The 21,435-nt window shown below is 45.9% G+C and carries 22 protein-coding genes, 1 other RNA gene and 2 other annotated features; of the genes, 3 read left to right on the plus strand and 20 right to left on the minus strand.

Features of this window, described 5'->3' with window-relative positions; translation table 11 throughout:
• The first annotated feature begins 130 nt into the window (after nt 1-130).
• Nucleotides 131-385: a hypothetical protein gene (locus tag SFC25_RS05660; protein WP_411214338.1), complete on the plus strand. Its 255-nt coding sequence runs from the start codon at nt 131-133 to the stop codon at nt 383-385.
• 45 nt (nt 386-430) lie between these two features.
• Here the strand turns inward: SFC25_RS05660 and greA are convergent, their stop codons facing one another.
• The 15 genes from greA to cymR all read right to left on the minus strand — a co-directional run bounded on the left by greA (nt 431) and on the right by cymR (nt 14,731).
• Nucleotides 431-907, minus strand: a complete 477-nt coding sequence (gene greA, locus SFC25_RS05665) for a transcription elongation factor GreA (protein WP_411214339.1) — start codon at nt 905-907, stop codon at nt 431-433.
• A 119-nt stretch (nt 908-1,026) separates the two neighbouring features.
• Nucleotides 1,027-1,659 (minus strand): uridine kinase, encoded by a 633-nt coding sequence (udk, locus tag SFC25_RS05670; RefSeq protein WP_411214340.1) that lies wholly within the window; start codon nt 1,657-1,659, stop codon nt 1,027-1,029.
• A 29-nt stretch (nt 1,660-1,688) separates the two neighbouring features.
• Nucleotides 1,689-2,327: an O-methyltransferase gene (locus tag SFC25_RS05675; protein WP_411214341.1), complete on the minus strand. Its 639-nt coding sequence runs from the start codon at nt 2,325-2,327 to the stop codon at nt 1,689-1,691.
• A gap of 22 nt (nt 2,328-2,349) precedes the next feature.
• A complete protein-coding gene (gene mltG / locus SFC25_RS05680; protein ID WP_411214342.1) occupies nt 2,350-3,477 on the minus strand; it encodes an endolytic transglycosylase MltG in 1,128 nt (375 codons plus the stop codon).
• Between the two features lie 139 nt (nt 3,478-3,616).
• On the minus strand, nt 3,617-3,904 hold the full coding sequence (locus SFC25_RS05685; protein WP_095222443.1) for a DUF1292 domain-containing protein: 288 nt from the start codon (nt 3,902-3,904) through the stop codon (nt 3,617-3,619).
• 13 nt (nt 3,905-3,917) lie between these two features.
• The gene (gene ruvX / locus SFC25_RS05690) at nt 3,918-4,346 is read right to left on the minus strand and encodes a Holliday junction resolvase RuvX (RefSeq protein ID WP_411214343.1); all 429 of its coding nucleotides are present in this window, start codon (nt 4,344-4,346) and stop codon (nt 3,918-3,920) included.
• On the minus strand, nt 4,343-4,606 hold the full coding sequence (locus SFC25_RS05695) for an IreB family regulatory phosphoprotein (protein WP_411214344.1): 264 nt from the start codon (nt 4,604-4,606) through the stop codon (nt 4,343-4,345). The genes ruvX and SFC25_RS05695 overlap by 4 nt, the downstream gene beginning before the upstream one ends.
• 67 nt (nt 4,607-4,673) lie before the next feature.
• Complete coding sequence (gene alaS, locus SFC25_RS05700) at nt 4,674-7,310, minus strand: alanine--tRNA ligase (RefSeq protein WP_411214345.1); 2,637 nt, start codon at nt 7,308-7,310, stop codon at nt 4,674-4,676.
• 55 nt (nt 7,311-7,365) lie between these two features.
• Nucleotides 7,366-7,579, minus strand: a binding site (T-box leader).
• A 42-nt stretch (nt 7,580-7,621) separates the two neighbouring features.
• A complete protein-coding gene (locus SFC25_RS05705) occupies nt 7,622-8,722 on the minus strand; it encodes an AI-2E family transporter (protein ID WP_411214346.1) in 1,101 nt (366 codons plus the stop codon).
• Nucleotides 8,688-8,888 carry a hypothetical protein gene (locus SFC25_RS05710; protein ID WP_093727763.1) on the minus strand — a complete coding sequence of 67 codons (201 nt, stop codon included), beginning with the start codon at nt 8,886-8,888 and terminating at the stop codon, nt 8,688-8,690. Before SFC25_RS05710 ends, SFC25_RS05705 begins: the two co-directional genes overlap by 35 nt.
• A gap of 59 nt (nt 8,889-8,947) precedes the next feature.
• A complete protein-coding gene (gene recD2, locus SFC25_RS05715) occupies nt 8,948-11,287 on the minus strand; it encodes an SF1B family DNA helicase RecD2 (protein WP_411214347.1) in 2,340 nt (779 codons plus the stop codon).
• 13 nt (nt 11,288-11,300) lie between these two features.
• Nucleotides 11,301-11,975 carry a tetratricopeptide repeat protein gene (locus SFC25_RS05720; protein WP_411214348.1) on the minus strand — a complete coding sequence of 225 codons (675 nt, stop codon included), beginning with the start codon at nt 11,973-11,975 and terminating at the stop codon, nt 11,301-11,303.
• 54 nt (nt 11,976-12,029) lie between these two features.
• On the minus strand, nt 12,030-13,142 hold the full coding sequence (mnmA, locus tag SFC25_RS05725; RefSeq protein ID WP_411214349.1) for a tRNA 2-thiouridine(34) synthase MnmA: 1,113 nt from the start codon (nt 13,140-13,142) through the stop codon (nt 12,030-12,032).
• A 5-nt stretch (nt 13,143-13,147) separates the two neighbouring features.
• The gene (locus SFC25_RS05730) at nt 13,148-14,296 is read right to left on the minus strand and encodes a cysteine desulfurase family protein (RefSeq protein WP_411214350.1); all 1,149 of its coding nucleotides are present in this window, start codon (nt 14,294-14,296) and stop codon (nt 13,148-13,150) included.
• A 15-nt stretch (nt 14,297-14,311) separates the two neighbouring features.
• Nucleotides 14,312-14,731, minus strand: a complete 420-nt coding sequence (gene cymR, locus SFC25_RS05735) for a cysteine metabolism transcriptional regulator CymR (protein WP_411214351.1) — start codon at nt 14,729-14,731, stop codon at nt 14,312-14,314.
• 158 nt (nt 14,732-14,889) lie between these two features.
• Between cymR and SFC25_RS05740 the strand changes: the two genes are divergently transcribed.
• Both SFC25_RS05740 and SFC25_RS05745 read left to right on the plus strand, forming a co-directional pair.
• Nucleotides 14,890-16,158: a replication-associated recombination protein A gene (locus SFC25_RS05740; RefSeq protein WP_411214352.1), complete on the plus strand. Its 1,269-nt coding sequence runs from the start codon at nt 14,890-14,892 to the stop codon at nt 16,156-16,158.
• Between the two features lie 105 nt (nt 16,159-16,263).
• The gene (locus SFC25_RS05745) at nt 16,264-17,004 is read left to right on the plus strand and encodes an RsfA family transcriptional regulator (protein WP_374076723.1); all 741 of its coding nucleotides are present in this window, start codon (nt 16,264-16,266) and stop codon (nt 17,002-17,004) included.
• A gap of 57 nt (nt 17,005-17,061) precedes the next feature.
• Here the strand turns inward: SFC25_RS05745 and ssrS are convergent.
• The 5 genes from ssrS to dtd form a co-directional block, all read right to left on the minus strand.
• Nucleotides 17,062-17,240, minus strand: a non-coding RNA gene (ssrS, locus tag SFC25_RS05750) — 6S RNA.
• 62 nt (nt 17,241-17,302) lie between these two features.
• Nucleotides 17,303-19,084, minus strand: coding sequence for an aspartate--tRNA ligase (gene aspS / locus SFC25_RS05755; RefSeq protein ID WP_411214353.1), 1,782 nt, complete (start codon nt 19,082-19,084; stop codon nt 17,303-17,305).
• A complete protein-coding gene (gene hisS / locus SFC25_RS05760; protein ID WP_411214354.1) occupies nt 19,077-20,369 on the minus strand; it encodes a histidine--tRNA ligase in 1,293 nt (430 codons plus the stop codon). Before hisS ends, aspS begins: the two co-directional genes overlap by 8 nt.
• A gap of 76 nt (nt 20,370-20,445) precedes the next feature.
• Nucleotides 20,446-20,664, minus strand: a binding site (T-box leader).
• Nucleotides 20,665-20,710: 46 nt separating this feature from the next.
• Nucleotides 20,711-20,881 (minus strand): hypothetical protein, encoded by a 171-nt coding sequence (locus SFC25_RS05765; RefSeq protein ID WP_411214355.1) that lies wholly within the window; start codon nt 20,879-20,881, stop codon nt 20,711-20,713.
• A gap of 80 nt (nt 20,882-20,961) precedes the next feature.
• Nucleotides 20,962-21,423, minus strand: coding sequence for a D-aminoacyl-tRNA deacylase (gene dtd / locus SFC25_RS05770; protein ID WP_411214356.1), 462 nt, complete (start codon nt 21,421-21,423; stop codon nt 20,962-20,964).
• Between the last annotated feature and the right edge of the window lie 12 nt (nt 21,424-21,435).

The following is a 21,435-nucleotide window of genomic DNA, read 5'->3' on the forward strand; positions in this document are numbered from 1 at the left end:
TTGAAGCATCTCTAATTTTGACATACTGGAAGGATATTGTGCATATGTATCTAACTATATAAATTAGAAAAGCAGGTAGGACTACTTTGATCAGTCATCAGTGTTCCTGTGGATGGGGAGGAAGATAAACGTGATGAAAGTGACAAGAATGGATACGAACCTTTGGGGCCACGAATCGTTCGAGTATGTCGGCTATGACAAGGAAGCCGAAACCTTCTCTATCTTCTTATCGGAAGAATGCTGTTTATCTTTTACTAGTGTGAAAGAACAAGTTGTCTTTTCTTTTCTGCTTGCACTCGACAAAGAAAGTTTTATCCTGCAAAAACTTATACCCTTTTTCCCGTTCGAGAAATCTTCTGCACAGATATTTCATCAGGCTCAATAACAAAAGCTGCTTCCATAGCATTCGGAAGCAGCTTTTGTTTTGTGACTATTCTACTTTAGTAATTTTGACCTGTATGTCGCCGCCTGGTGTGGAGACCGTTACTTCTTCACCGACTTCATGGCCGATCAAGCTTTTAGCAATTGGTGAATCGTTTGAAATCTTTCCTTCAAACGGATCCGCTTCAGCACTTCCGACGATTGTATAGCTTTCTTCGTCCCCGTCTGGCAGTTCAATGAAGGTAACTGTTTTACCCATTCCAACCATATCAGGATTATCTGTATCACTTTCAATGATCACTGCATTGCGGATCATATTTTCTGTTGTAGCGATTTTGGACTCGACAAATGCCTGCTCGTCCTTCGCCGCATCATATTCGGAGTTCTCGGACAAGTCACCGAAGCCGCGTGCGATTTTAATACGCTCGACAACCTCTTGACGACGAGTTGTCTTCAGATACTCCAACTCCTCCTCCAGCTTCGCCAAACCTTCATTCGTCATGTAATATTGTTTTTCTGTAGCCAATTCAACCACCCCTTGAGCTCTAAAAGATTCTTTCCCTTTGCCTAACTTCTATAGCGTTTTCATGCATATTCCATACTATGGCAGATTCCCGCCGAAAATTCAATACTTATCTGTACAAGTCACGTGTTGCGGCCAGAGAGGATCGTTTCGATCTTCGCAGACATCAAGTCGATGGCTACGTGGTTCTCCCCGCCTTCTGGAATGATAATATCTGCATACCGCTTCGTTGGTTCGATGAATTGCAAATGCATCGGCCGTACTACATTCACATATTGCTCAATCACGGAATCAATCGTCCGCCCACGTTCCTTGATGTCACGCAGCAAACGCCGGATAATCCGAAGATCTGCATCTGTATCCACGAACACTTTTATATCCATCATATCACGAAGTCTTTCGTCCTCAAGGATCAGTATGCCTTCCAGGATGATAACGTCCTTCGGCTCGACTGGTATTGTCTCTTCAGAACGTGTATGGATTTTGTAATCATAAATCGGCTTCTCAATCGATTGCTGTTCTCCAAGTGCCTGTAAATGCTGCATCAACAGTTCATTATCAAAGGCGAATGGATGATCATAGTTTGTATTGAGACGTTTTTCGAACGGAAGATGAGACTGATCCTTGTAATACGAGTCTTGCTCAATCACTAGAATTGTCTTATCTGTAAACCGTTTGTAGATGGATCTAGTGACAGACGTCTTCCCTGATCCCGATCCTCCCGCAACACCGATAATGATAGGTTTCTTTGCCATTGCTCCTGCTCCTCTTCCTACTGCCTCGTTCATTTTTTCTTCACACTGACGGCAACTCCATCGCCTACAGGCAGGATCGTCGTGTGGAACGCTTCATGCTCGAATAACCAGTCGTTATATTTACGGATCTTCTTTGCGATATTAGCTATGCGAGGTGTAGCTTCACTATCGTCAGCCACGTATCCTTTAAACAGGACATTGTCACTGATGATGACACCACGTTCACTCAGCATATCACTATAGGCTTCGAAGAAACGCTGATATTGACCTTTTGCTGCATCAATAAAGACGAAATCATACGGTGCATGCTCTCTGATTTTGTCTTCCAAATCGAATGCATCGCCTTTTAGGATCATGATATCATCCTGTGCACCTTGCGCTTGGATATGTGTGACTGCTTGGTCATAGCGGACGTCATCGCGTTCGACAGTCACAATCCGGACATCGGGTTTCGCGTAGCGCATCATTAGTGCTGAATAGCCGATTGCCGTACCAATTTCCAATATTTTATCTGGCTGATGGAGCCGGATAAGCTGCATCAAAAATTGGATACCAAGCGGTTCCATTATCGGTACACGATCTTCAGCAGCAAGCTCTTCCAGTTTCTTTGCCCAATCTGGTGAGGACTCTACATGCTCCTCCAAGTACCCCATTATTGCTTGTAACATATCATTTCCTCACTTTACCTGCTTACTCGTCCAAGTGCATATGCTTCTCAATCAGTTCTTCATGTTCATCAAATGTCCGCGCATAATAAATTTCTCCATCATCTCCGGCAAGGAAATACAAATAATCGGATTCTTCCGGCTCGACGACAGCTTCAAGCGCATTCTCTGAGAAATTGCTGATCGGACCGGCAGGAAGCCCTTTTATTCGATATGTATTGTAAGGAGAATCCACTTCAAGATCCTTGTAATACACGCGGGATTTATGTTCTCCCAATGCATACAGCACAGTTGGATCCGTCTGCAGCCTCATATCATCTGCGAGACGATTATAAAAGATTCCGGCAATCTTCTTGCGCTCATCTTCATTCCTTGCTTCGTTCTCGACAAGCGAAGCGAATGTCAGTGCTTCGTGCACAGTCAACTTCTTCTGTTTGAATCCATCCAGATACGGTGAAATGATTTGCTGGGACTTATCCAGCATCATATGGACAACCTTATCTACAGAGATATCATCTGAAGAAGTAAAGTTATAGGTGGCCGCAAATAAATAGCCTTCAAGCGGATAACGTATATCTTTATTCAAGATATCCTCAGTCAGGATATCCGGATATTCATCTATCAATTGCTTGATATAAGCTTCATCCTTCATCTTATCCAGGAAAGCCTGCTGGTCTATACCCAATGCTCCAGACAGGATTACGCTGATTTCCTCAATATCGGACCCTTCTGGAACAGCAGCAGATGCAGAGGGGGTATTACCCGCCTCTGGATCGTTCAGTTCATCGACGACCTGCTGCATGGACATGGAAGGGGAAAGCTCATAATTCCCCGCGCGGAAGTTGGCTTCACCAGAAAACTTCACATACAGCCTGAAAATGAAAGCATTTTTTATCAGACCTTGCTCCTCCAGGGATTGACCTATTGAGCTAGCAGTTGCTCCCATAGGAACTTCGACAACTTGTGTTGTATCATTGTCTGAATCAACAGCTTTCATACTGGCATTTACGTAGATAAAGGTTCCGAGTGCACCAATCAATAGAAGTACGATTATTACGGATACGATCATTAAAACTATTTTCCGCACGACGCTTGCTTCCTCCATTCTTCTGTCCCGATTCTGTTGAAAAAGATCATCATTCGAGGCAGTCAAGCTATCTTTCCTCCTTTATCCGCCTTATTATACAACAAACGTCAAGCGGGTCTCCACCCGTCCGACAATTTATGCGGATAAAGCTGCAAGAAAAAATCCTCTCTGCCTTATCGGAAAGAGAGGACTGCCTATTACAAAATTAGATGCCGTCTTCCTCATCAGTAAGTGTATTCAGCATTTCTTCGACCATTTCCCATTCTTCCTCTGTGTCGATCTGGAATAAAGTCAGATCTTTGTCATCGCCTTTTTCTTCGTAGCGGAAAGCGAACACCTCTACTTCATCATCCGCATCAGCTTGTTCAGCTGGTACGACTGCAATATATGAGTGTCCAGTTTCATCCACGTCGAAGTTGAACAATACTTCGAATAAATGTTCCTCACCGTTTTCGTCCGGGATAATGATACGTTCTTTTTCTTCCAATGCCATGTGGCTACACTCCTTATTGTTTCGAATCCAGAAAGCCTTGCAGAATCATAACTGCTGCCATCTTGTCGATTACTTTCTTGCGTTTCTTACGGCTGAGGTCCGCTTCAAGCAGCACACGTTCTGCCGCCATCGTCGTAAGACGCTCGTCCCAAAGCACCGTTTCGAGATTGAATTCATCCTTGATCCATTGGGAGAAAACTTGCGAAGCTTCTCCCCTTGGACCGATTGTACCATTCATATTCTTCGGCAAACCAATGACTGCCCTGCGGACATCGTGCTGCTGAATGATCTGTTCCAATTCATGCCTTGCTGTTTCGTAATCTGCTTCATTCCAATGGATCGTAGTCAGACCCTGAGCGGTCCATCCAAGTCCATCGCTGATTGCTACCCCGATCGTTTTGGATCCGACATCCAAGCCAATCGTCTTTAGTATGTCAGTCATGATTTATTCTGTTCCAAATAAAATTTTACCAGTTGTTCCACAATCTCATCGCGCTCCATGCGGCGGATCAGATTTCTGGCATCCTTGTGCCGGGGAATATAGGCTGGGTCCCCAGACAGAAGATAGCCGACAATCTGATTAATTGGATTGTAACCTTTTTCCCGCAATGCTTCGTATACGGACATTAGTACTTCCCGGACATTCTCGTCTATTGGTTCTTCCGGAAAGTTGAATTTCATCGTTTTATCCATCGAACTCAAGTGAAGCCACCTCGCTTAAATTGCCAGTCTTTTTTTCAGTATATACTTTTCTGTCGGATTTGGAAAATCAAAGCTGCTCTTCGACATATACTGCAGCATATGCGAGTGCATCCGGCACTTGATCCGGATTTTTACCGCCGGCCTGTGCCATATCCGGGCGACCGCCTCCGCCGCCGCCGCAACGTTTCGCAGTTTCTTTAATCAGGTTACCGGCATGCAGACCGCGTCCGATCAAGTCTTTGGAAACGCCGGCCGCAAGCTGTACTTTTCCTTCAGCTGTTGCTGCCAGAAGGATCACGCCGCTATCCAGCTTTTGTTTCAGATCATCGACCATACCGCGAAGCTGGTTCATGTCCGCAACATCCACTTGCTCCGCAAGAACTTTAACACCCTTCACTTCTTGTACTTTATCAAGGATATTACCCGCTTCCAGCTGAGACAGTTTGCTGCGCAGGCTGTCGCGTTCACGCTGCACTTCTTTCAGATCCGCAAATACGGCTTCGATCCGGGAAGGCACTTGTTCGTTTGCTGTTTTTAGTTCTCCTGCTGCTTGAGACAGAATCTGCTGCTGCTGCTGTGTGAAACGATATGCTTCTTTTGAAGTGACTGCTTCAATTCTGCGCGTACCTGCACCAATGCCGCTTTCGGAAACAATCTTGAATAGTCCGATTTGGGATGTGTTTCGAACATGTACACCGCCGCATAGCTCAAGGCTGTAGTCACCGATTTGAACAACACGAACAACATCGCCGTATTTCTCACCGAACAGGGCCATGGCGCCCATTTCTTTCGCATCGCTTAAGCTTTGGTATGACGTACTGACAGCAAGCTCATCCCAGATTTTTTCGTTGACGATTTCTTCTATCTTTTCCAATTCTTCTTTTGTTACTGCATTGAAATGAGAAAAGTCGAATCGAAGACGATCAGGAGCAACTAAAGATCCTGCCTGGTTTACATGTGTACCTAATACATCTTTCAATGCCTGATGCAGCAGATGTGTCGCTGTATGGTTTTTGACTACATGCTGACGTCTGCTTGTATCAACTTTTGCATGGACGTTTTCCTTCACCTGGATCTGACCTTGCTTCACTATTGCTTGATGCAGATTTTGACCTTTTGGTGCTTTCTTGACTGCTTGTATGAAAACAGTCGCTGTTTCCGTGGTCACCCAGCCTTCGTCCGCCACTTGTCCGCCGCTTTCTGCATAGAATGGCGTTTCTTCCAGGATGAAGAATATTTCATCTCCCTCAACAGCTACATCAGCAAGCTGCTTATCTTTTACGATAGCAAGAATCGCTGTGTCTGTTTCTGTGCGGTCATAGCCGATAAAAGTGCTTTCCGCTTCTACTTCCTGAAGGACGCTATCTTGCACATGCATGCTGTTCACTTTTTGGCGTGCATCACGCGCACGTTCCCGCTGCTGCTGCATTTCTTCTTCGAAACCTGCTTCATCGATCGTGAAGCCTTCTTCGCTGACATATTCCTCTGTGAGCTCTTTCGGGAAGCCATACGTATCATATAGCCGGAATACTTCTGTTCCAGGGAAGACATTACTGCCTTTTTCCTTCTCTTCTTCTACGATTCGGTTAAGGATAGTCAGACCATCCGCAAGTGTTTCATGGAAACGCTCTTCCTCTGTTTGGATAACCGTTTCGATAAAGTCACGTTTTTCAAGGATTTGCGGGTAGAAAGCATCCATGATTTCACCAACAACTGGTACAAGCTCTTTCATGAACGGCTTTTCGATGCCGATGTTCTTTGCATAACGTACTGCACGACGGATCAAACGGCGGAGTACATAGCCGCGGCCTTCATTGGAAGGAAGCGCTCCATCACTGATAGCAAAGGACACCGTACGGATATGGTCGGCAATAACTTTGAATGCCGTATCTTCTGCTGCTGTTTCCCCATAGCCCTTTTTAGCAAAAGTAGCTGTCTTCTCGATAATCGGCATGAAAAGATCTGTTTCAAAGTTTGTTTTTGTATCCTGAATGACACAAACCATACGCTCCAGACCCATCCCTGTATCGATGTTTTGTTTTGGAAGCGGCGTATATGTGTGATCTGGATTATGGTTGAATTGACTGAACACAAGGTTCCAGATTTCGAGATAGCGCTCGTTCTCCCCGCCAGGATAAAGTTCTGGATCAGATGAATCGTTACCGTATTCTTCACCGCGATCATAGAAAATCTCAGAGTTCGGACCACTAGGGCCTTCCCCGATATCCCAGAAGTTTTCTTCTGTACGGATGATGCGCTCTTCTGGCAATTTAACAAGATCACGCCACATTTGATATGCTTCTTCATCTTCCGGATGTACCGTAACGGATAGACGTTCTGGATCAAAGCCGATCCATTTCTTATCTGTTAGGAACTCCCATGCCCAAAGGATTGCTTCTTTTTTGAAATAGTCCCCAATCGAGAAGTTTCCAAGCATTTCGAAGAACGTATGATGGCGGGCAGTGAAGCCTACATTTTCAATATCATTTGTACGTATGCTTTTCTGTGCATTCACGATACGTGGATTCTCAGGCACAACTCGTCCATCAAAGTATTTCTTCAGCGTTGCGACGCCACTGTTGATCCACAGCAAGGAAGGATCTTCAATCGGTACAAGCGAAGCACTTGGCTCGACACTATGTCCTTTCTCCTTGAAGAAATCGAGGAATTTCTGTCTTACTTCAGCAGACGTTAATCTTTCCATAAAAAAATGCCTCCTTTATTATGTAAACACACAAAAAACTCCCGATCCTGCCATATGCAGGGACGAGAGTATGATCGCGGTACCACCCTGATTATAGACCCAGTGTTGGTCTATCACCTTTAGGCGCAGATAACGGTGCGCAGCCGATAAGGATTAACTCAGAGCTCCAGTATAGCTTTCCATCACACTTTTATGGAGATTCTTCCAGCCCAGGGAATCTCCTCTCTTGATAAAAGGACGTCATGTACTTGTACCTTCATCGCTTTTCGCTATAAATCTAAGCGTTAGTATAGATAAAAAAGCGGATTTTGTCAAACATCCGCCTCCTTAGCTGTATCCAAGCAAGCTTTTATGATCGTAAGACAAGGGACAGCAGCGATCATACCAATGATACCTCCAAGTTCCCCGCCTACAAGCAAGGCAAAGATAATCAGAAGCGGATGGATATGGATGCTTTTTCCCACTATGAAGGGAGAAAGCAGATTCCCTTCAATCAATTGGATGATAAAAACCATTATTCCAGCCAGTAGAGCCGTTTTGGGGCTGATGGTTATTCCGACAAGTATAGCAGGGATTGCCCCAATGATCGGACCAAAATACGGGATGATGTTCGTTGCTCCTACCAGTAACGCCAATACCAAGGAATATGGAAGCTTGATCAGCGTGAATGCGGTCCAGGTCAGAAGACTGACGATGCAGCTGACAAGCAGTACTCCGCGGATATAATAGCCTAAATTACTATCGATGCGCAGCACTAAGCTTTTTACCTTGCCGCGATAACGGCGAGGCAGCAGCATGAGGCCCGCTTGGCCGATTTTATCCGTATCTTTCAGCATATAAAACACGATAACTGGTGTAACGACAAGAAAAATAACTACCTGCGGCAGCTTGTTCCATATATGCAGCAAGTCTTTCAAAAATCCTTCCGCACGCAGTTCCAAGCCATGCAGAATGCTGTCCATTTGATCATGCACTGTTTCGGGAAGGAACGCCGTCCGTTCATACATGAATTGTACATAATGATCATAGCGCTGCGTCAATGCCGGCAAATTATGGCTGAATTCTTTTACCTGACTGATCAGTACCGGAAAGCCCTTATAAAGCAGGAACCCGGTAAGACCGAAAAACAGAGTATAGATAATCAGAACCGACAGCCAGCGCGGCAGTCGCCACGCAGCAAGAAAATCGATAATTGGATGAAGCAAATAAGCAATCAAACCTGCGATGATGAATGGCAGGAATAGTCCGCCTAAAAATAGCAGAAACGAACGATAAAATGGATATAATTTGATAAGCAGAAAACAAAGCAGCAAGGCGACGACAACCGTCACCATCCATAGGAGAACGCGATAAAGACGGGATCCCTCTTTCATATTGCTAGAATGATGCGCCGTCGCATTTCCGTTCTTCATCCGTGAACAAATCATCAAGGGAACTCAACGAGCCATCTTCCTCTACTTGATGCAGGGAGAGCATCTCATCTTTATACGACAGTTCGATAAAACAGCCCCAGCAATAATATTGTTCAGGTCCTATCTTTCCGATATCTTTGCTGCTGCAATTCGGACATTTCAACATGTTGGATCACTCCAAATCCTTTTTACATGTTAGAATGTCCAATTATTTCCTCGTATATACTACATGAAATCGTAAGGAGAAATATCTTCCTGCTCAGCTTCTGCCTCGCGCAGCATCCGATCAATCTCATCTCCCACTTCGTGGAATCCTCCAAGATGCTCCACAAGGGAAGTATAGCGCTGGTTCGTATCTTCTGTTTGGATTCCTTGCAGAAAGGCCTGTTTTTCCCCAACTAGGATCAAAGAACGCTGCGCCCTTGTAATCCCAGTGTATAGCAGATTTTTACGGAGCATTCTGCGATAGCCAGGAACAACAGGCAAAATAACGATTGGAAATTCGCTGCCCTGGGATTTATGGATCGAGATACAATATGCATGCATCAAATTCAATAAGTCCTTGCTTTCATAGACAACTTCTTTTTCCTCAAAGGCAACGACTAGCTGTTCCTTTTGCTCGATATTTTCTTCTTCCCGGAACAACGCGACTACCTCACCGATGTCTCCATTGAAGACACCTTCCTCTGGATCATTCACAAGCTGGATGACTTTGTCACCCTTGCGGAAAATGACATCTTTAGCTGCCATTTCCCGCTTCTGCTTGTCCTTTGGATTTACCAGCTGCTGAAGCTGCTTATTCAATTCATGAATGCCTGCCTGCGAGCGATACATCGGTGCCAGCAGCTGTACATCGCGCATATCCCAGCCTTTTTCGACAGCGCGGCCAACAATCTGCGTGATCACATCGACTACTTGATGCTCTCGGCAAGGAATGAAATTGAAGTCCTTGTCCTTTTCCAGTTCGTCTTGCGTTAGTGTCCCATTTTTGATCGCATGGGCAATCGTGATGATTTTCGATCCTTCTTTCTGGCGATACACATCTTTCAGCATCACACGCGGTACAGCTTCTGAGCGAAGCAAATCAGACAGCACTTGCCCAGGACCGACGGAAGGCAATTGATCCTCATCACCAACGAGGAGTACTTGCATATCATCTGGAATGGCTTTGAACAATCTGTTTGCCAGCCAAATATCAACCATCGAAAATTCGTCGACAATCAGCAGCTTTCCAGCCAGCGGGTTATCTTCATCCCTTTCAAATGAGTCGTTCCCGTCCCACCCTAACAAACGGTGGATGGTGCTGGCAGGAATATTCGTTGACTCATGCATCCGCTTGGCTGCCCTTCCGGTTGGAGCAGTCAGGACGAATGGATAACTCTCATCTTTATCTTTGTAGTCCTTCGGATCAAGGGAAAGTTCATGTATTTCCGCATATGCTTTGATAAATCCTTTGATAACTGTTGTTTTACCGGTCCCTGGTCCACCGGTCAATATCATTACCTTTGATTGCAGCGCCTGCTCGATTGCTTCAAACTGTTCCTTCCCGTAACTGATCGTCTCCGCTTCCTCCAGCTTGCCGATTATCTTCAGAAGCTCTGCCTGGACAATTTCCGTCTCGGTTTCTTTTTCGGTCAACCGCTGCATATGGCTGCAGAAGCCTGTCTCCGCAAAGTACAGCATCGGATGATAAACACGATCTTCCTGTTTGACTACCTTTTTCTGCGCATGCAGCACACCAAGCTGTTCTTCAATCTGATCAGCACCGATGCCAAATTGCGCACTGCGCAAAAGCACAGATGCTTGTTTCAGGACTTCCTCATTCGGCAAATAAACATGACCTGCCTGCATGCTGTCTTGCAGCACCATCAAACATGCCGCCTGCAGGCGACTGTCATGGTCCATCGCGAGGTTATTCTGACGGGCTGCTTCATCTGCCCGGTGGAAACCAAATCCTTCAATGTCAAATACATATTGGTACGGATCTTTCTCCAGTACTTGAATTGCTTCATCCCGGTACACTTTATAGATTTTCTGTGCAAGCTTCAGCCCGATACCGTACTTCGACAGATGCACCATCACGTGATCGAAGCCTTGATGCGTACGGAGGTCATGAAGAAACCGTTCTTTCTTTTCCTCATTCAGCCCTTGAATGCCGTCAAGCAAATCTGCATTTGACAGAACATCCGCTATCGCATTTTCACCGAGCTTTGCCACAATTCTTTCAGCAATCCGTTTTCCGATACCATAGAACAGATCACTGGAAAGGTATTGAATGAGCCCATCCTTTGTTTCCGGTACATATCGCTTGTATTCTGTTACTTCATACTGTTCACCGAATCGTTTATGGTTGACCATCGATCCATAAAACAAATATGGCTCGCCTTGGTCCAGTTCCCCTATATACCCTTTGATGACGATATCCTTTTCCTCAATCGTCTCATTTGTTTCCAATACCTTAATCCGGACAATGGAAAACTGTTCTTCTTCTTTCCGGAAAATCGTATGCAATAATTCACCTTTCACAAAGCCTTTTGGGCTCTCGGCAGTCTCCCCATATTCCATACGCCTGTGCTCCTTACTCTTCGTTCTCGATTTGCTCCATAATCAATTCAATCTGCGCTTTTCCGTGCATGGCCATTTCATGATCAGGCTGTGCTTCGAGCGCTTTATCCATATATTCCAGCGCTTTTTCAAACTGCTGCTGATACAGATATGCGACACCTACATTATACAAGGCATCACTATGCTGTGGACTCCATTCCAGGAGATCAAGCAGCACTTTTTGCGCTGTATCGATTTCCCCTGCGGTTGCAAGTGCCAAACCATATTGGAAGACGATAGCTGCATCGCGGTCTTCAAGTTCTGCAGCACGCTGCAAATATGGAAGTGCAAGCTTTTCTTGTTCCGTCTGCTGCAAGGACATACCCAGCAGATAATGGACATCTCCTTCATCCAGACCAAGTTTCACAGCTTCCATCAGATGCTGGATCGCTTTATCATACATTTCTCCAGTATAATACATACTTCCAAGACCGTAATACGCTGTCGCAGCTTTCCCATCAAGCTCAATGGCGCGTTGGAAGAAACGCTCTGCTTTCTCCAATTCGTTCATCCGCATCAGCAAATTCCCGAAATTGACGTATCCAACTGGATCGTTTGGGTTTTCTTCGATAGCTAAATTAAAGTGCTTGGCAGCTCCCTCTAAATCCTGCTTCTGCAAAGCCTCTATTCCTGATTTTATATGATCCATTGTTTCACTCCTCTATGTAAGGGAAACCCTTGCCATAAGACAAGGGTTTCTGTTTTAACCGACGTATTCAAGCTGTTGTTCGTTCTTGATGATATCATCGATTGTACCGCCGCCAAGACATACATCTTCGTCATAAAAGACGACTGCTTGTCCTGGTGTGATCGCGCGCTGCGGTTCATGGAAATCGACGCGTACTTTGTTATCACCGATTGGTGTAACCGTTACTTTGCTGTCTTTTTGACGGTAACGGAATTTAGCAGTTACCGTAATCGGTTCAGTTAGTTCTTTTTCGGAAACCCAGCTCATATCTGTTGCTATCAGCGCATCAGAGTACAAACTTTCATGATCGAAACCTTGTTCAACATACAAGATGTTCTCTTTCAGGTTTTTTCCGACAACGAACCATGGTTCGCCTTCTCCGCCGATACCAAGACCTTGACGCTGTCCGATTGTATAATACATAAGACCGTCATGTTTCCCTTTGACGACACCATCCAGTGTGGACATGACACCAGGCTGTGCTGGCAGATACTCGCTTAGGAAGCTTTTGAAGTTACGCTCCCCGATGAAGCAGATACCAGTGGAATCTTTTTTCGTTGCTGTAGCAAGATTGTTTTCCGCTGCGATACGGCGAACTTCTTTCTTGTCCATTCCGCCTAGCGGGAACATGACTTTAGAAAGTGTGGATTCTGTCAGCTGGTTCAGGAAATACGTTTGGTCTTTGTTTTCATCCAGCCCACGGAGCATAACAGTTTTGCCGTCACGCTCTTCGACTTGCGCATAATGTCCTGTTGCCAAGTAGTCGGCTCCTAGAGACATAGCGTGATCCATGAAAGCTTTGAATTTGATTTCTTTGTTGCACATAACATCCGGGTTCGGTGTACGTCCAGCTTTGTATTCTTCAAGGAAGTATGTGAATACTTTGTCCCAATACTGCTTTTCGAAGTTCACCCCGTAATATGGAATACCGATTTGGTTAGCAACTTTTTTTACATCTTCATAATCTTCTGTAGCGGTACAGAAGCCATTTTCATCCGTATCATCCCAGTTTTTCATGAAAATGCCGACCACGTCGTAGCCTTGCTGTTTGAGCAGCAGGGCAGCAACGGAAGAATCGACACCGCCGCTCATACCGACGACAACACGAATATCTTTGTTTTCTTTCATCTTTGTCACTCCTTTCCTTTTGTTAGACGTTTTATAATAGCAGCGACTGTCTGTGCAGCCTCTGCAACGGATTCAGCTGTATTGCCATACCCGAAACTGAAACGGATACTGTTCGTAACACGTTCATCTTCACCGTACATCGTTTTCAGCACATGTGAAGGATCAACGGAGCCTGCTGTACAAGCACTGCCGCTGGATACAGTAACACCGGACAAATCAAAGTTCATCAGCAGAGATTCTACATTCGTCCCTGGAAAACTGATATTGACTATCCCAGCGGAACGCTGACCTGACTCCCCATTGATGGTAAAGTCGATACCTGTAAGCTTCAGCTCGGAAATGAATGTATCTTGAAGCAGCTGATACGCTGCTTTACGTTCCGACCTTTTTTGCATTGCCAATTCTGCTGCCTTGCCAAAACCAACAATGGAGGCAACATTTTCTGTTCCCGCCCGGCGTTTACGCTCCTGCTCCCCGCCGAACGTGATCGGTTTGATACGCACGCCATCGGCAACATACAAAGCGCCAATTCCTTTTGGTCCGTTAATTTTATGTGCTGAAACACTTAAAAGGTCGACTCCAAGTGTTTTGACATCGATCTCTTCGGTACCGTAAGCTTGGACAGCATCTGTATGGAAATAAGCAGGATGAGATTGAAGCAGGTCTCCAATCGCTTGGATCGGCTGCATCACACCTGTTTCATTATTGATCATCATTACAGAAACAAGTACCGTATCCGGTCGTAGAGCTGCTTGCAAATCTGCGAGCTTGACAGCTCCTGACGCATCGGCCGGCAGGTATGTCACCTCAAAACCTTGGCTTTCCAGATAGTTGGCTGCATGTAGTGTAGCATGATGCTCGATTGCAGTCGTAATAATATGCTTACCCTGTTCCCGGCAGGCATTCGCCACACCAATGAGTGCCATATTATCCGCTTCTGTGCCTCCGCTTGTGAAAATGATCTCTTTATCTGTTGCACCGATGCTTGCTGCAACCTTCTCACGTGCAATATCCACGATATAGCGCGCTTCACGGCCGAATGCATGAACACTTGAAGGATTGCCGAATGTGCCCTCCATCACTGGAATCATTGCTTGAATGACGTCCGGGTGCATCGGAGATGTTGCCGCGTGATCAAGATAGATTGGTTTCATAACTGCTTGCCTCCATTAAATATAAAACATATAAGGATCTTGGGTCTCATCATCTCCATGACGGCAAAGATCCTCTAAAGTTGTCGTATCCAATACGTCCCTTACAGCATCACGGATGCGCAGCCAAAGCTGCTGCTTAGCTGGCTCCTCCTCTTCGATTCCCTCGACAGGTGTAATCGGGCCTTCAAGTGTACGGATGATATCGCCAGCCGTAATTTCTGATGGCGGTGATGCCAGCATATAGCCGCCCTTGGCGCCGCGTATACTCTTGACCAGACAGGCATTCCTAAGCGGTGCAGCGAGCTGCTCCAAATAATGCTCGGACAATTTATTTTCTGTCGCAATAGTCTTCAAGGAGACTGGTCCTTCTCCATAATGCTTTCCTAATGCGATCATGATAGTCAATCCATATCGTCCTTTTGTCGATATTTTCATCTCTTAAAACTCCTCATAACTGCCTCAGTAATGTTCGGTTTCCAAAACAATAACGATTATTATACCAGAAAATATTATATCATGGATAGCAAGTGGCTTGCATTTTCCCTGGTCGCTGGATACGCTAAGACAAGCAGAAACAGGATGGAGGAATAATTATGGCCAGACAACCATTAGCATACCGCATGCGGCCGAAGGATATCAGCCAGATAATCGGCCAAAAACATCTCGTTGGAGAAGGCAAAATGATCCGGCGGATGGTGGAAGCAGATCGATTAAGCTCAATGATCCTGTACGGGCCGCCGGGGACGGGGAAAACGTCGATGGCCATCGCGCTTGCTTCCAGTGTCCAGATTCGGTACAAGCTGCTCAATGCGGTAGTGGACAAGAAAAAGGATATGGAAATCGCCGTTGAGGAAGCAAAGATGAGCGGCCAGCTCGTTCTTATACTGGATGAGGTCCATCGTCTCGACAAAGCGAAGCAGGATTTTCTTCTTCCGCATGTCGAGAGTAATTTGATTACATTGATTGGTTGCACAACAAGCAATCCCTATCATTCTATAAATCCTGCAATTCGGAGCCGGTGCCATCTGTTCGAACTGAACAGCTTGGAACCAGCGGATGTGAAAGAAGCGCTTCAAAGAGCTGTCCAAGATTCCGATCAAGGACTCGGCAACATGCAGCTGGACATAACAGAAGATGCACTGGAGCATTTTGCAAATGCATCAGGCGGTGATTTGCGAGCTGCATTGAACGGCCTGGAGCTAGCGGCTTATTCTACCCCTGCGCAGGATGGAATTGTCCATATCGATTTGGAAGTGGCGGAAGCTTGTATGCAAAAGAAAAGCTTCTCCCATGACAAAGATGGCGATGCCCATTATGACGTACTGAGCGCTTTCCAGAAATCGATACGCGGCAGCGATGTGAATGCAGCCCTGCATTATCTGGCTCGTCTGATAGAAGCAGGCGACCTCGACAGCATCGGCCGCCGGATGATTGTATGTGCCTATGAAGATATTGGGCTGGCCAATCCGCAAGCCGGCCCTCGTGTTTTAGCAGCAGTAGAAGCAGCTGAACGCGTCGGCTTCCCGGAAGCACGCATTCCTTTGGCTAACGCAATTGTGGAACTCTGTTTATCTCCTAAATCAAACAGCGCGTACAAAGGCATCAACGCTGCACTTTCCGATATCCGGTCAGGAAAAGTCGGCGAAGTGCCTGCTCATTTGAAAGACGCCCACTATCAAGGAGCTAAGCATATGGGCCGGGGCGTAGGTTATCAATATCCGCATGACTACCCAGGTGCATGGGTAGAACAGCAGTACTTACCGGACCTTCTTAAGAATAGACGGTATTATGAACCTGTCGATACTGGCAAGTTTGAACAAGCTCTCAAACAAGTCTATGAACGCGTGACAAAAAGAAAATAAGGTTATAGGTATACGAGCAGCAGTCTGCGGCAACAATGTGGCTAACAGTTTTTATTACTTTCTATGTTTGTAGATTAACAGATAAGAAATGGAGTGTTAGCCCATATGGTTAAAGTAAGACAAGATGCATGGAGTCATGAAGACGACTTACTGCTCGCCGAAACCGTACTTCGGCATATTCGTGAAGGAAGCACGCAGCTGAGAGCCTTCGATGAAGTAGGTGACAAACTGAATCGCACCTCAGCAGCTTGCGGTTTCCGATGGAACGCAGAAATCCGCAATCGCTACGAACAGGCCGTTGCCATTGCCAAGCGCCAGCGCAAAGAGAAAAAGCGTGCAGAACAAAGAGCACAAAAGCCAGCTGCTGCACCTGTTCATCAGCCAGTACCGGTGATGTCCGTGATGGACACACAACAAGCTTTCCCAATTACAATGGATGAAGAAACAGCCCGCTTCGAAGCAGAAATTGCACAAGAGACATTCATAGTCGGTGAACATACCGAAACAGAGAATGACAGCAGCGAGCAAACGGCTGAACTGAATCTGTCTCAAGTAATCGGCTATTTGCAATCTTTGGAGCAAGGTTATCAAACTAGTGAAACAAGCCGGCATACCATACACCAGCTGGAAGCGGAGAACCATAATCTCCGTCAAGTAAATGAAAAGCTTACAGAAGAATGCGAGAGCTTGAAAAATCAGCTGAAAACGATGAAAGCAGATTATCAGGTGCTTATCCAAATCATGGATCGTGCCAGGAAAATGGTTATCTTCGATGACCAAGATGCTTTTGCTCCTCCGGCTTTTCGGATGGACAAAAACGGAAACCTGGAACAAGTTGCTAAATAAAAAGCAGCACATACCCCATTAGGGTGTGTGCTGCTTTGTTCATTTTAAACGGAAAATAGCAATCCCGATCGTGCCGTCCTATTGAAGTTTTGAACCCGCTCTCCGCAGGTGGGTGCCCTGATTCACACTTTATGCGTCCACTCTATGGAGGCTTGCATGCCGCATGAAGACTTTCGGGCTCCCGTACTTCATTGTAATCGGTCAAAACATATGAAGAACGTACACATCAGGATTGCTATTTGATTATGGAACTATATTAGCATGGATAAACAGAGTTTTCAACTGCTAACTCTCTTTATTATGCTTCCTGCCCCGATTTTTTCTGGATATCCAAATACAGCTCATCCAGCTGCTTTTTGCTTACTGGATCCGGCGCATCTGTCAATGGATCCGTCGCAGACGCTGTTTTCGGGAATAGAATGGTATCCCGAAGATTAGTGCTGTTGGACAGCAGCATGATGAAACGATCATAACCAAGTGCAATTCCACCGTGCGGAGGAGCTCCTGATTCCAATGCATCCAATAGGAAGCCAAATTGCTCCTGTGCCTCTTCTTTCGTAAAGCCAAGAACCTCGAACATCCGGTTTTGCAGATCCATTTGGTAGATACGCTGCGAACCGCCTCCCAGCTCATAGCCATTGAGGACAATGTCATATGCTTCCGCTTTGACAGAAGCAGGATCTGTTTCCAGCTTGTCGATATCCGCTGCTGCCGGCATCGTGAATGGATGATGGGCTGCATAATAGCGGCCTTCTTCTTCGTCGTATTCGAACAAAGGCCAATCTGTCACCCATAGGAAGTTGAATTTCGATTCATCGATAAGTTCAAGCTCGCGACCTAATTTATTACGCAATGCTCCTAGGCTATCAAAGACCACTTTTGTCTTATCTGCAACGAATACCAGCAAGTCACCTGCTTCAGCAGAAAGAACGTCCTTCAGCTGGCCTTGGACAGTTTCATCAAGGAATTTCGCAATTGGCCCTTTCAAGCTGCCATCTTCTTCTGTCTTGACCCATGCAAGACCTTTTGCTCCGTAAATCTTAACAAAATCAGTTAGTGCGTCAATATCCTTGCGAGAGAAGTTGGAAGCCTGTCCTTTGACGTTAATTGCGCTGACGCGGCCGCCGTTTTGAATCGCATCCTGGAATACTTTGAAGTCGGCAGTTTTCACTGCTTGCCTCACATCTACCAATTCAAGTTCAAAACGTGTGTCCGGCTTATCGGAACCGAAGCGTTCCATTGCTTCTGCATAAGGCAAGCGCGGGAATGGCACTTGAACCTCAACGTCCTTCACTTCTTTCATTACGCGCTTCATCATGCGTTCTGTCATACCGATGATCTCTTCAGTGGACATGAAACTAGTCTCGATATCGATTTGAGTGAACTCTGGCTGACGGTCTGCGCGCAAATCTTCATCGCGGAAACAGCGAGCAATCTGGTAATACTTTTCGAAACCTGAAATCATCAGCAGCTGTTTGAAAAGCTGAGGAGATTGCGGAAGTGCATAAAACTCACCTGGATGCACACGGCTTGGTACAAGATAGTCGCGCGCTCCTTCTGGTGTGCTTTTCGTCAGCATCGGCGTTTCCATCTCGTAAAATTCTTCTTCGTTCAAGAAGTTTCTGATCGCTTGTGTTGCCTGATGGCGAAGACGGAATGTCTCCTGCAGCGGCTTTCTGCGCAAATCGAGATAGCGGTACTTCAAGCGGACATCTTCAGATGCATCTACATCATCCTCGATTTGGAATGCTGGGCTCTTCGCTTTGTTCAAAATGCTGATTTCTTCTGCGACAACTTCAACTTCACCAGTAGCCATGTTCTGGTTTTTAGTTGCTTCTTCGCGCTCCACAACTTTACCAGTCACACTGACGACGAATTCAGAGCGGATTTGCTCAGCAGTTTCGAGTGCTTCTTTGGATACATCAGGATTGAAAACGACTTGCACGATTCCGGAACGATCCCGGATATCAGCAAAAATCAGTCCGCCTAAATCACGGCGTTTCTGAACCCAGCCTTTGATTGTTACTGTTTCACCTGCATGGCTCGTTCGCAGCAGGCCAGCCTTTTGTCTTTCACTCATCCGCTTTTCCTCCATCCAGCTGTTGTTTGATCGTCTCAACAGCTTCCTTGATTGCTACTTCGTTCTGCTGTCCATCTTGCATATTACGTAAGGAGATAACACCTTTTGCCAGCTCATCTTCACCGAGGACAACTACGAATTTCGCCTGCTGGCGATCGGCAGCCTTGAATTGGCCCTTCATTTTCTTGCCAAGGTAGTCCTTATCTGCAGTCACTCCAGCTAAACGCAGCTGATATGTCAGCCTCGCTGCTGCTTGTTGGACAGCTTCGTCACCAAGTGCTACGACATACACGTCCGTTCCAGTTTTAACAGGCAATTCGATACCTTCTGCTTCTAACGCAAACAATAAACGTTCAATGCTCAATGCGAAACCGATACCTGGTGTAGATGGTCCGCCAACTTCTTCGACAAGACCGTTGTAGCGTCCGCCGCCTGTAAGTGTTGTAAGAGCACCAAAACCTTCCGCGTCACTCATGATTTCAAATGCTGTGTGATTGTAATAATCCAGGCCTCTGACAAGATTCGGATCTACTACATACGGAATACCGATTGCATCCAGATTCGCTTTAACAGCGTCGAAGTATGCTTTGGATTCATCATTAAGGTAATCATGGATGGATGGTGCGCTCTTCACTTTCGGGTGCTCCCGATCCTTCTTACAATCAAGTATGCGCAACGGGTTCTTTTCCAGACGGTTCTGACAGTCAGCACATAGCTCATCTTTGACAGGTGTGAAGTGATCGATCAGAGCTTTCCGGTGTGCTTCGCGGCTTTCTTTATCTCCTAGCGTATTGATGATCAGTTTCAATGATTTCAAGCCCAATTGCTGATAGCCGCTCATTGCCAAGCTGATTACTTCTGCATCGATTGCCGGATCTTCACTTCCCAATGCCTCAACTCCGAACTGAACGAACTGACGCATGCGTCCTTGCTGCGGTCGCTCATAACGGAACATCGGTCCATAATAGAACAGTTTTGTCGGCTGCTCTGGCTGACCATAAAGCTTGTTTTGTACATATGCGCGGACGACAGAAGCCGTTCCTTCTGGTCTAAGCGTCAAGCTGCGGTCGCCTTTATCCTTAAATGTGTACATTTCTTTCTGTACGATATCAGTTGTTTCCCCTACACCGCGAAGGAACAACTCTGTGTGTTCAAAAATCGGCACCCTTATTTCCTTGTAATTGAATCTGCTTGCCAGATCTGTCAGTACTTTTTCTGCATACTGCCACTTTTCTGATGTACCAGGCAAGATATCCTGTGTACCTCTTGGCGCTTTCATATCCATGTGATAACCTCCTCGACTAATGACCCAATCCCCGGATTCCTAAAAATAACGACAAAAAACCCCCGTCCCTTATAACACAAGGGACGGGAGTTTTTCCCGCGTTGCCACCCTAGTTGGATACAGCTGTATCCCACCTTGGTCAGTTAACGCCTGCTACGTCACTGTCTACTGCGTTGTTCGACAGTGATCCTAAGGAATGTCTTTCAGTTCGAAGCTGTGCCAGGCGCTTACAGCCAATGACGCCTGATCTCTGATCACAGTGATTTCGACTTACTCTTTCCCTCATCGGATTTCCGGTTTCTTTAGATTGTAATAATAGTACATGTTTGTAAGAAAGATTGTCAAGATTGTTTTAGCCGTTCTTGTAATTTTTTTCGTTCGATGCTGTTAGGTAATCCTGTGCAGTCGGGTATAAACAGATCATCCTTCATAGAAGCTGGCTCACCCCGAAGCCGGACAGCATCGAGCCGGGCTGCGGCGAATACATGCTGCTGCGCATTACTGCTTCGCAAGCTGATCACACCTTTTCGGATTTTTTCTCAACTAGTATTCTCGGTTCAAGCCTTTTTTATACAAAAAAAACAAGAAAGCTCTATGCTTCCTTGTTCGGTCGATCTGCGCTGTCCAGGATAATGGTAATCGGTCCTTCATTGATCAGCTGTACGTCCATATGCGCACCGAATTCCCCAGTTTCCACATGAATGCCTGCTTCCATGAGCTTTTGGTTGAATTGTTCGTAAAGCTTAATGGCAATATCCGGCTTAGCAGCGTCAGTGAAGCTCGGGCGGCGTCCCTTCCGCGTATCAGCATACAAAGTGAATTGGGATATCGACAGTACTTCCCCGCCGATTTGAAGGAGTGACTCATTCATCTTCCCATCAGCATCTTCAAATACGCGAAGGTGAATCAGTTTATTTACGATATAGTCAAGATCCGCTTCCATATCATCATGTGTGATGCCCACAAGCAGCATAAAGCCTTTTCCGATTTTTCCGATAACCTCTTCACGCACAGTGACGCTGGCTTCCTTGGCAAGCTGTGCTACTACTTTCATGTCTTGCGCCTC

Origin of the sequence: Terribacillus saccharophilus (assembly GCF_046592595.1) — a bacterium.
Taxonomy (GTDB): Bacteria; Bacillota; Bacilli; order Bacillales; family Amphibacillaceae; genus Terribacillus; species Terribacillus saccharophilus_C.

What these genes read in the sequence shown, in the direction of transcription:
- udk (WP_411214340.1), bottom strand. Translation starts at nt 1,659, where the DNA reads ATGGCAAAGAAACCTATCATTATCGGTGTTGCGGGAGGATCGGGATCA.
- SFC25_RS05675 (WP_411214341.1), bottom strand. Translation starts at nt 2,327, where the DNA reads ATGTTACAAGCAATAATGGGGTACTTGGAGGAGCATGTAGAGTCCTCA.
- SFC25_RS05685 (WP_095222443.1), bottom strand. Translation starts at nt 3,904, where the DNA reads ATGGCATTGGAAGAAAAAGAACGTATCATTATCCCGGACGAAAACGGT.
- ruvX (WP_411214343.1), bottom strand. Translation starts at nt 4,346, where the DNA reads ATGACTGACATACTAAAGACGATTGGCTTGGATGTCGGATCCAAAACG.
- alaS (WP_411214345.1), bottom strand. Translation starts at nt 7,310, where the DNA reads ATGGAAAGATTAACGTCTGCTGAAGTAAGACAGAAATTCCTCGATTTC.
- SFC25_RS05705 (WP_411214346.1), bottom strand. Translation starts at nt 8,722, where the DNA reads ATGAAGAACGGAAATGCGACGGCGCATCATTCTAGCAATATGAAAGAG.
- SFC25_RS05710 (WP_093727763.1), bottom strand. Translation starts at nt 8,888, where the DNA reads ATGTTGAAATGTCCGAATTGCAGCAGCAAAGATATCGGAAAGATAGGA.
- recD2 (WP_411214347.1), bottom strand. Translation starts at nt 11,287, where the DNA reads ATGGAATATGGGGAGACTGCCGAGAGCCCAAAAGGCTTTGTGAAAGGT.
- SFC25_RS05720 (WP_411214348.1), bottom strand. Translation starts at nt 11,975, where the DNA reads ATGGATCATATAAAATCAGGAATAGAGGCTTTGCAGAAGCAGGATTTA.
- mnmA (WP_411214349.1), bottom strand. Translation starts at nt 13,142, where the DNA reads ATGAAAGAAAACAAAGATATTCGTGTTGTCGTCGGTATGAGCGGCGGT.
- SFC25_RS05730 (WP_411214350.1), bottom strand. Translation starts at nt 14,296, where the DNA reads ATGAAACCAATCTATCTTGATCACGCGGCAACATCTCCGATGCACCCG.
- cymR (WP_411214351.1), bottom strand. Translation starts at nt 14,731, where the DNA reads ATGAAAATATCGACAAAAGGACGATATGGATTGACTATCATGATCGCA.
- SFC25_RS05740 (WP_411214352.1), top strand. Translation starts at nt 14,890, where the DNA reads ATGGCCAGACAACCATTAGCATACCGCATGCGGCCGAAGGATATCAGC.
- SFC25_RS05745 (WP_374076723.1), top strand. Translation starts at nt 16,264, where the DNA reads ATGGTTAAAGTAAGACAAGATGCATGGAGTCATGAAGACGACTTACTG.
- aspS (WP_411214353.1), bottom strand. Translation starts at nt 19,084, where the DNA reads ATGAGTGAAAGACAAAAGGCTGGCCTGCTGCGAACGAGCCATGCAGGT.
- hisS (WP_411214354.1), bottom strand. Translation starts at nt 20,369, where the DNA reads ATGGATATGAAAGCGCCAAGAGGTACACAGGATATCTTGCCTGGTACA.
- dtd (WP_411214356.1), bottom strand. Translation starts at nt 21,423, where the DNA reads ATGAAAGTAGTAGCACAGCTTGCCAAGGAAGCCAGCGTCACTGTGCGT.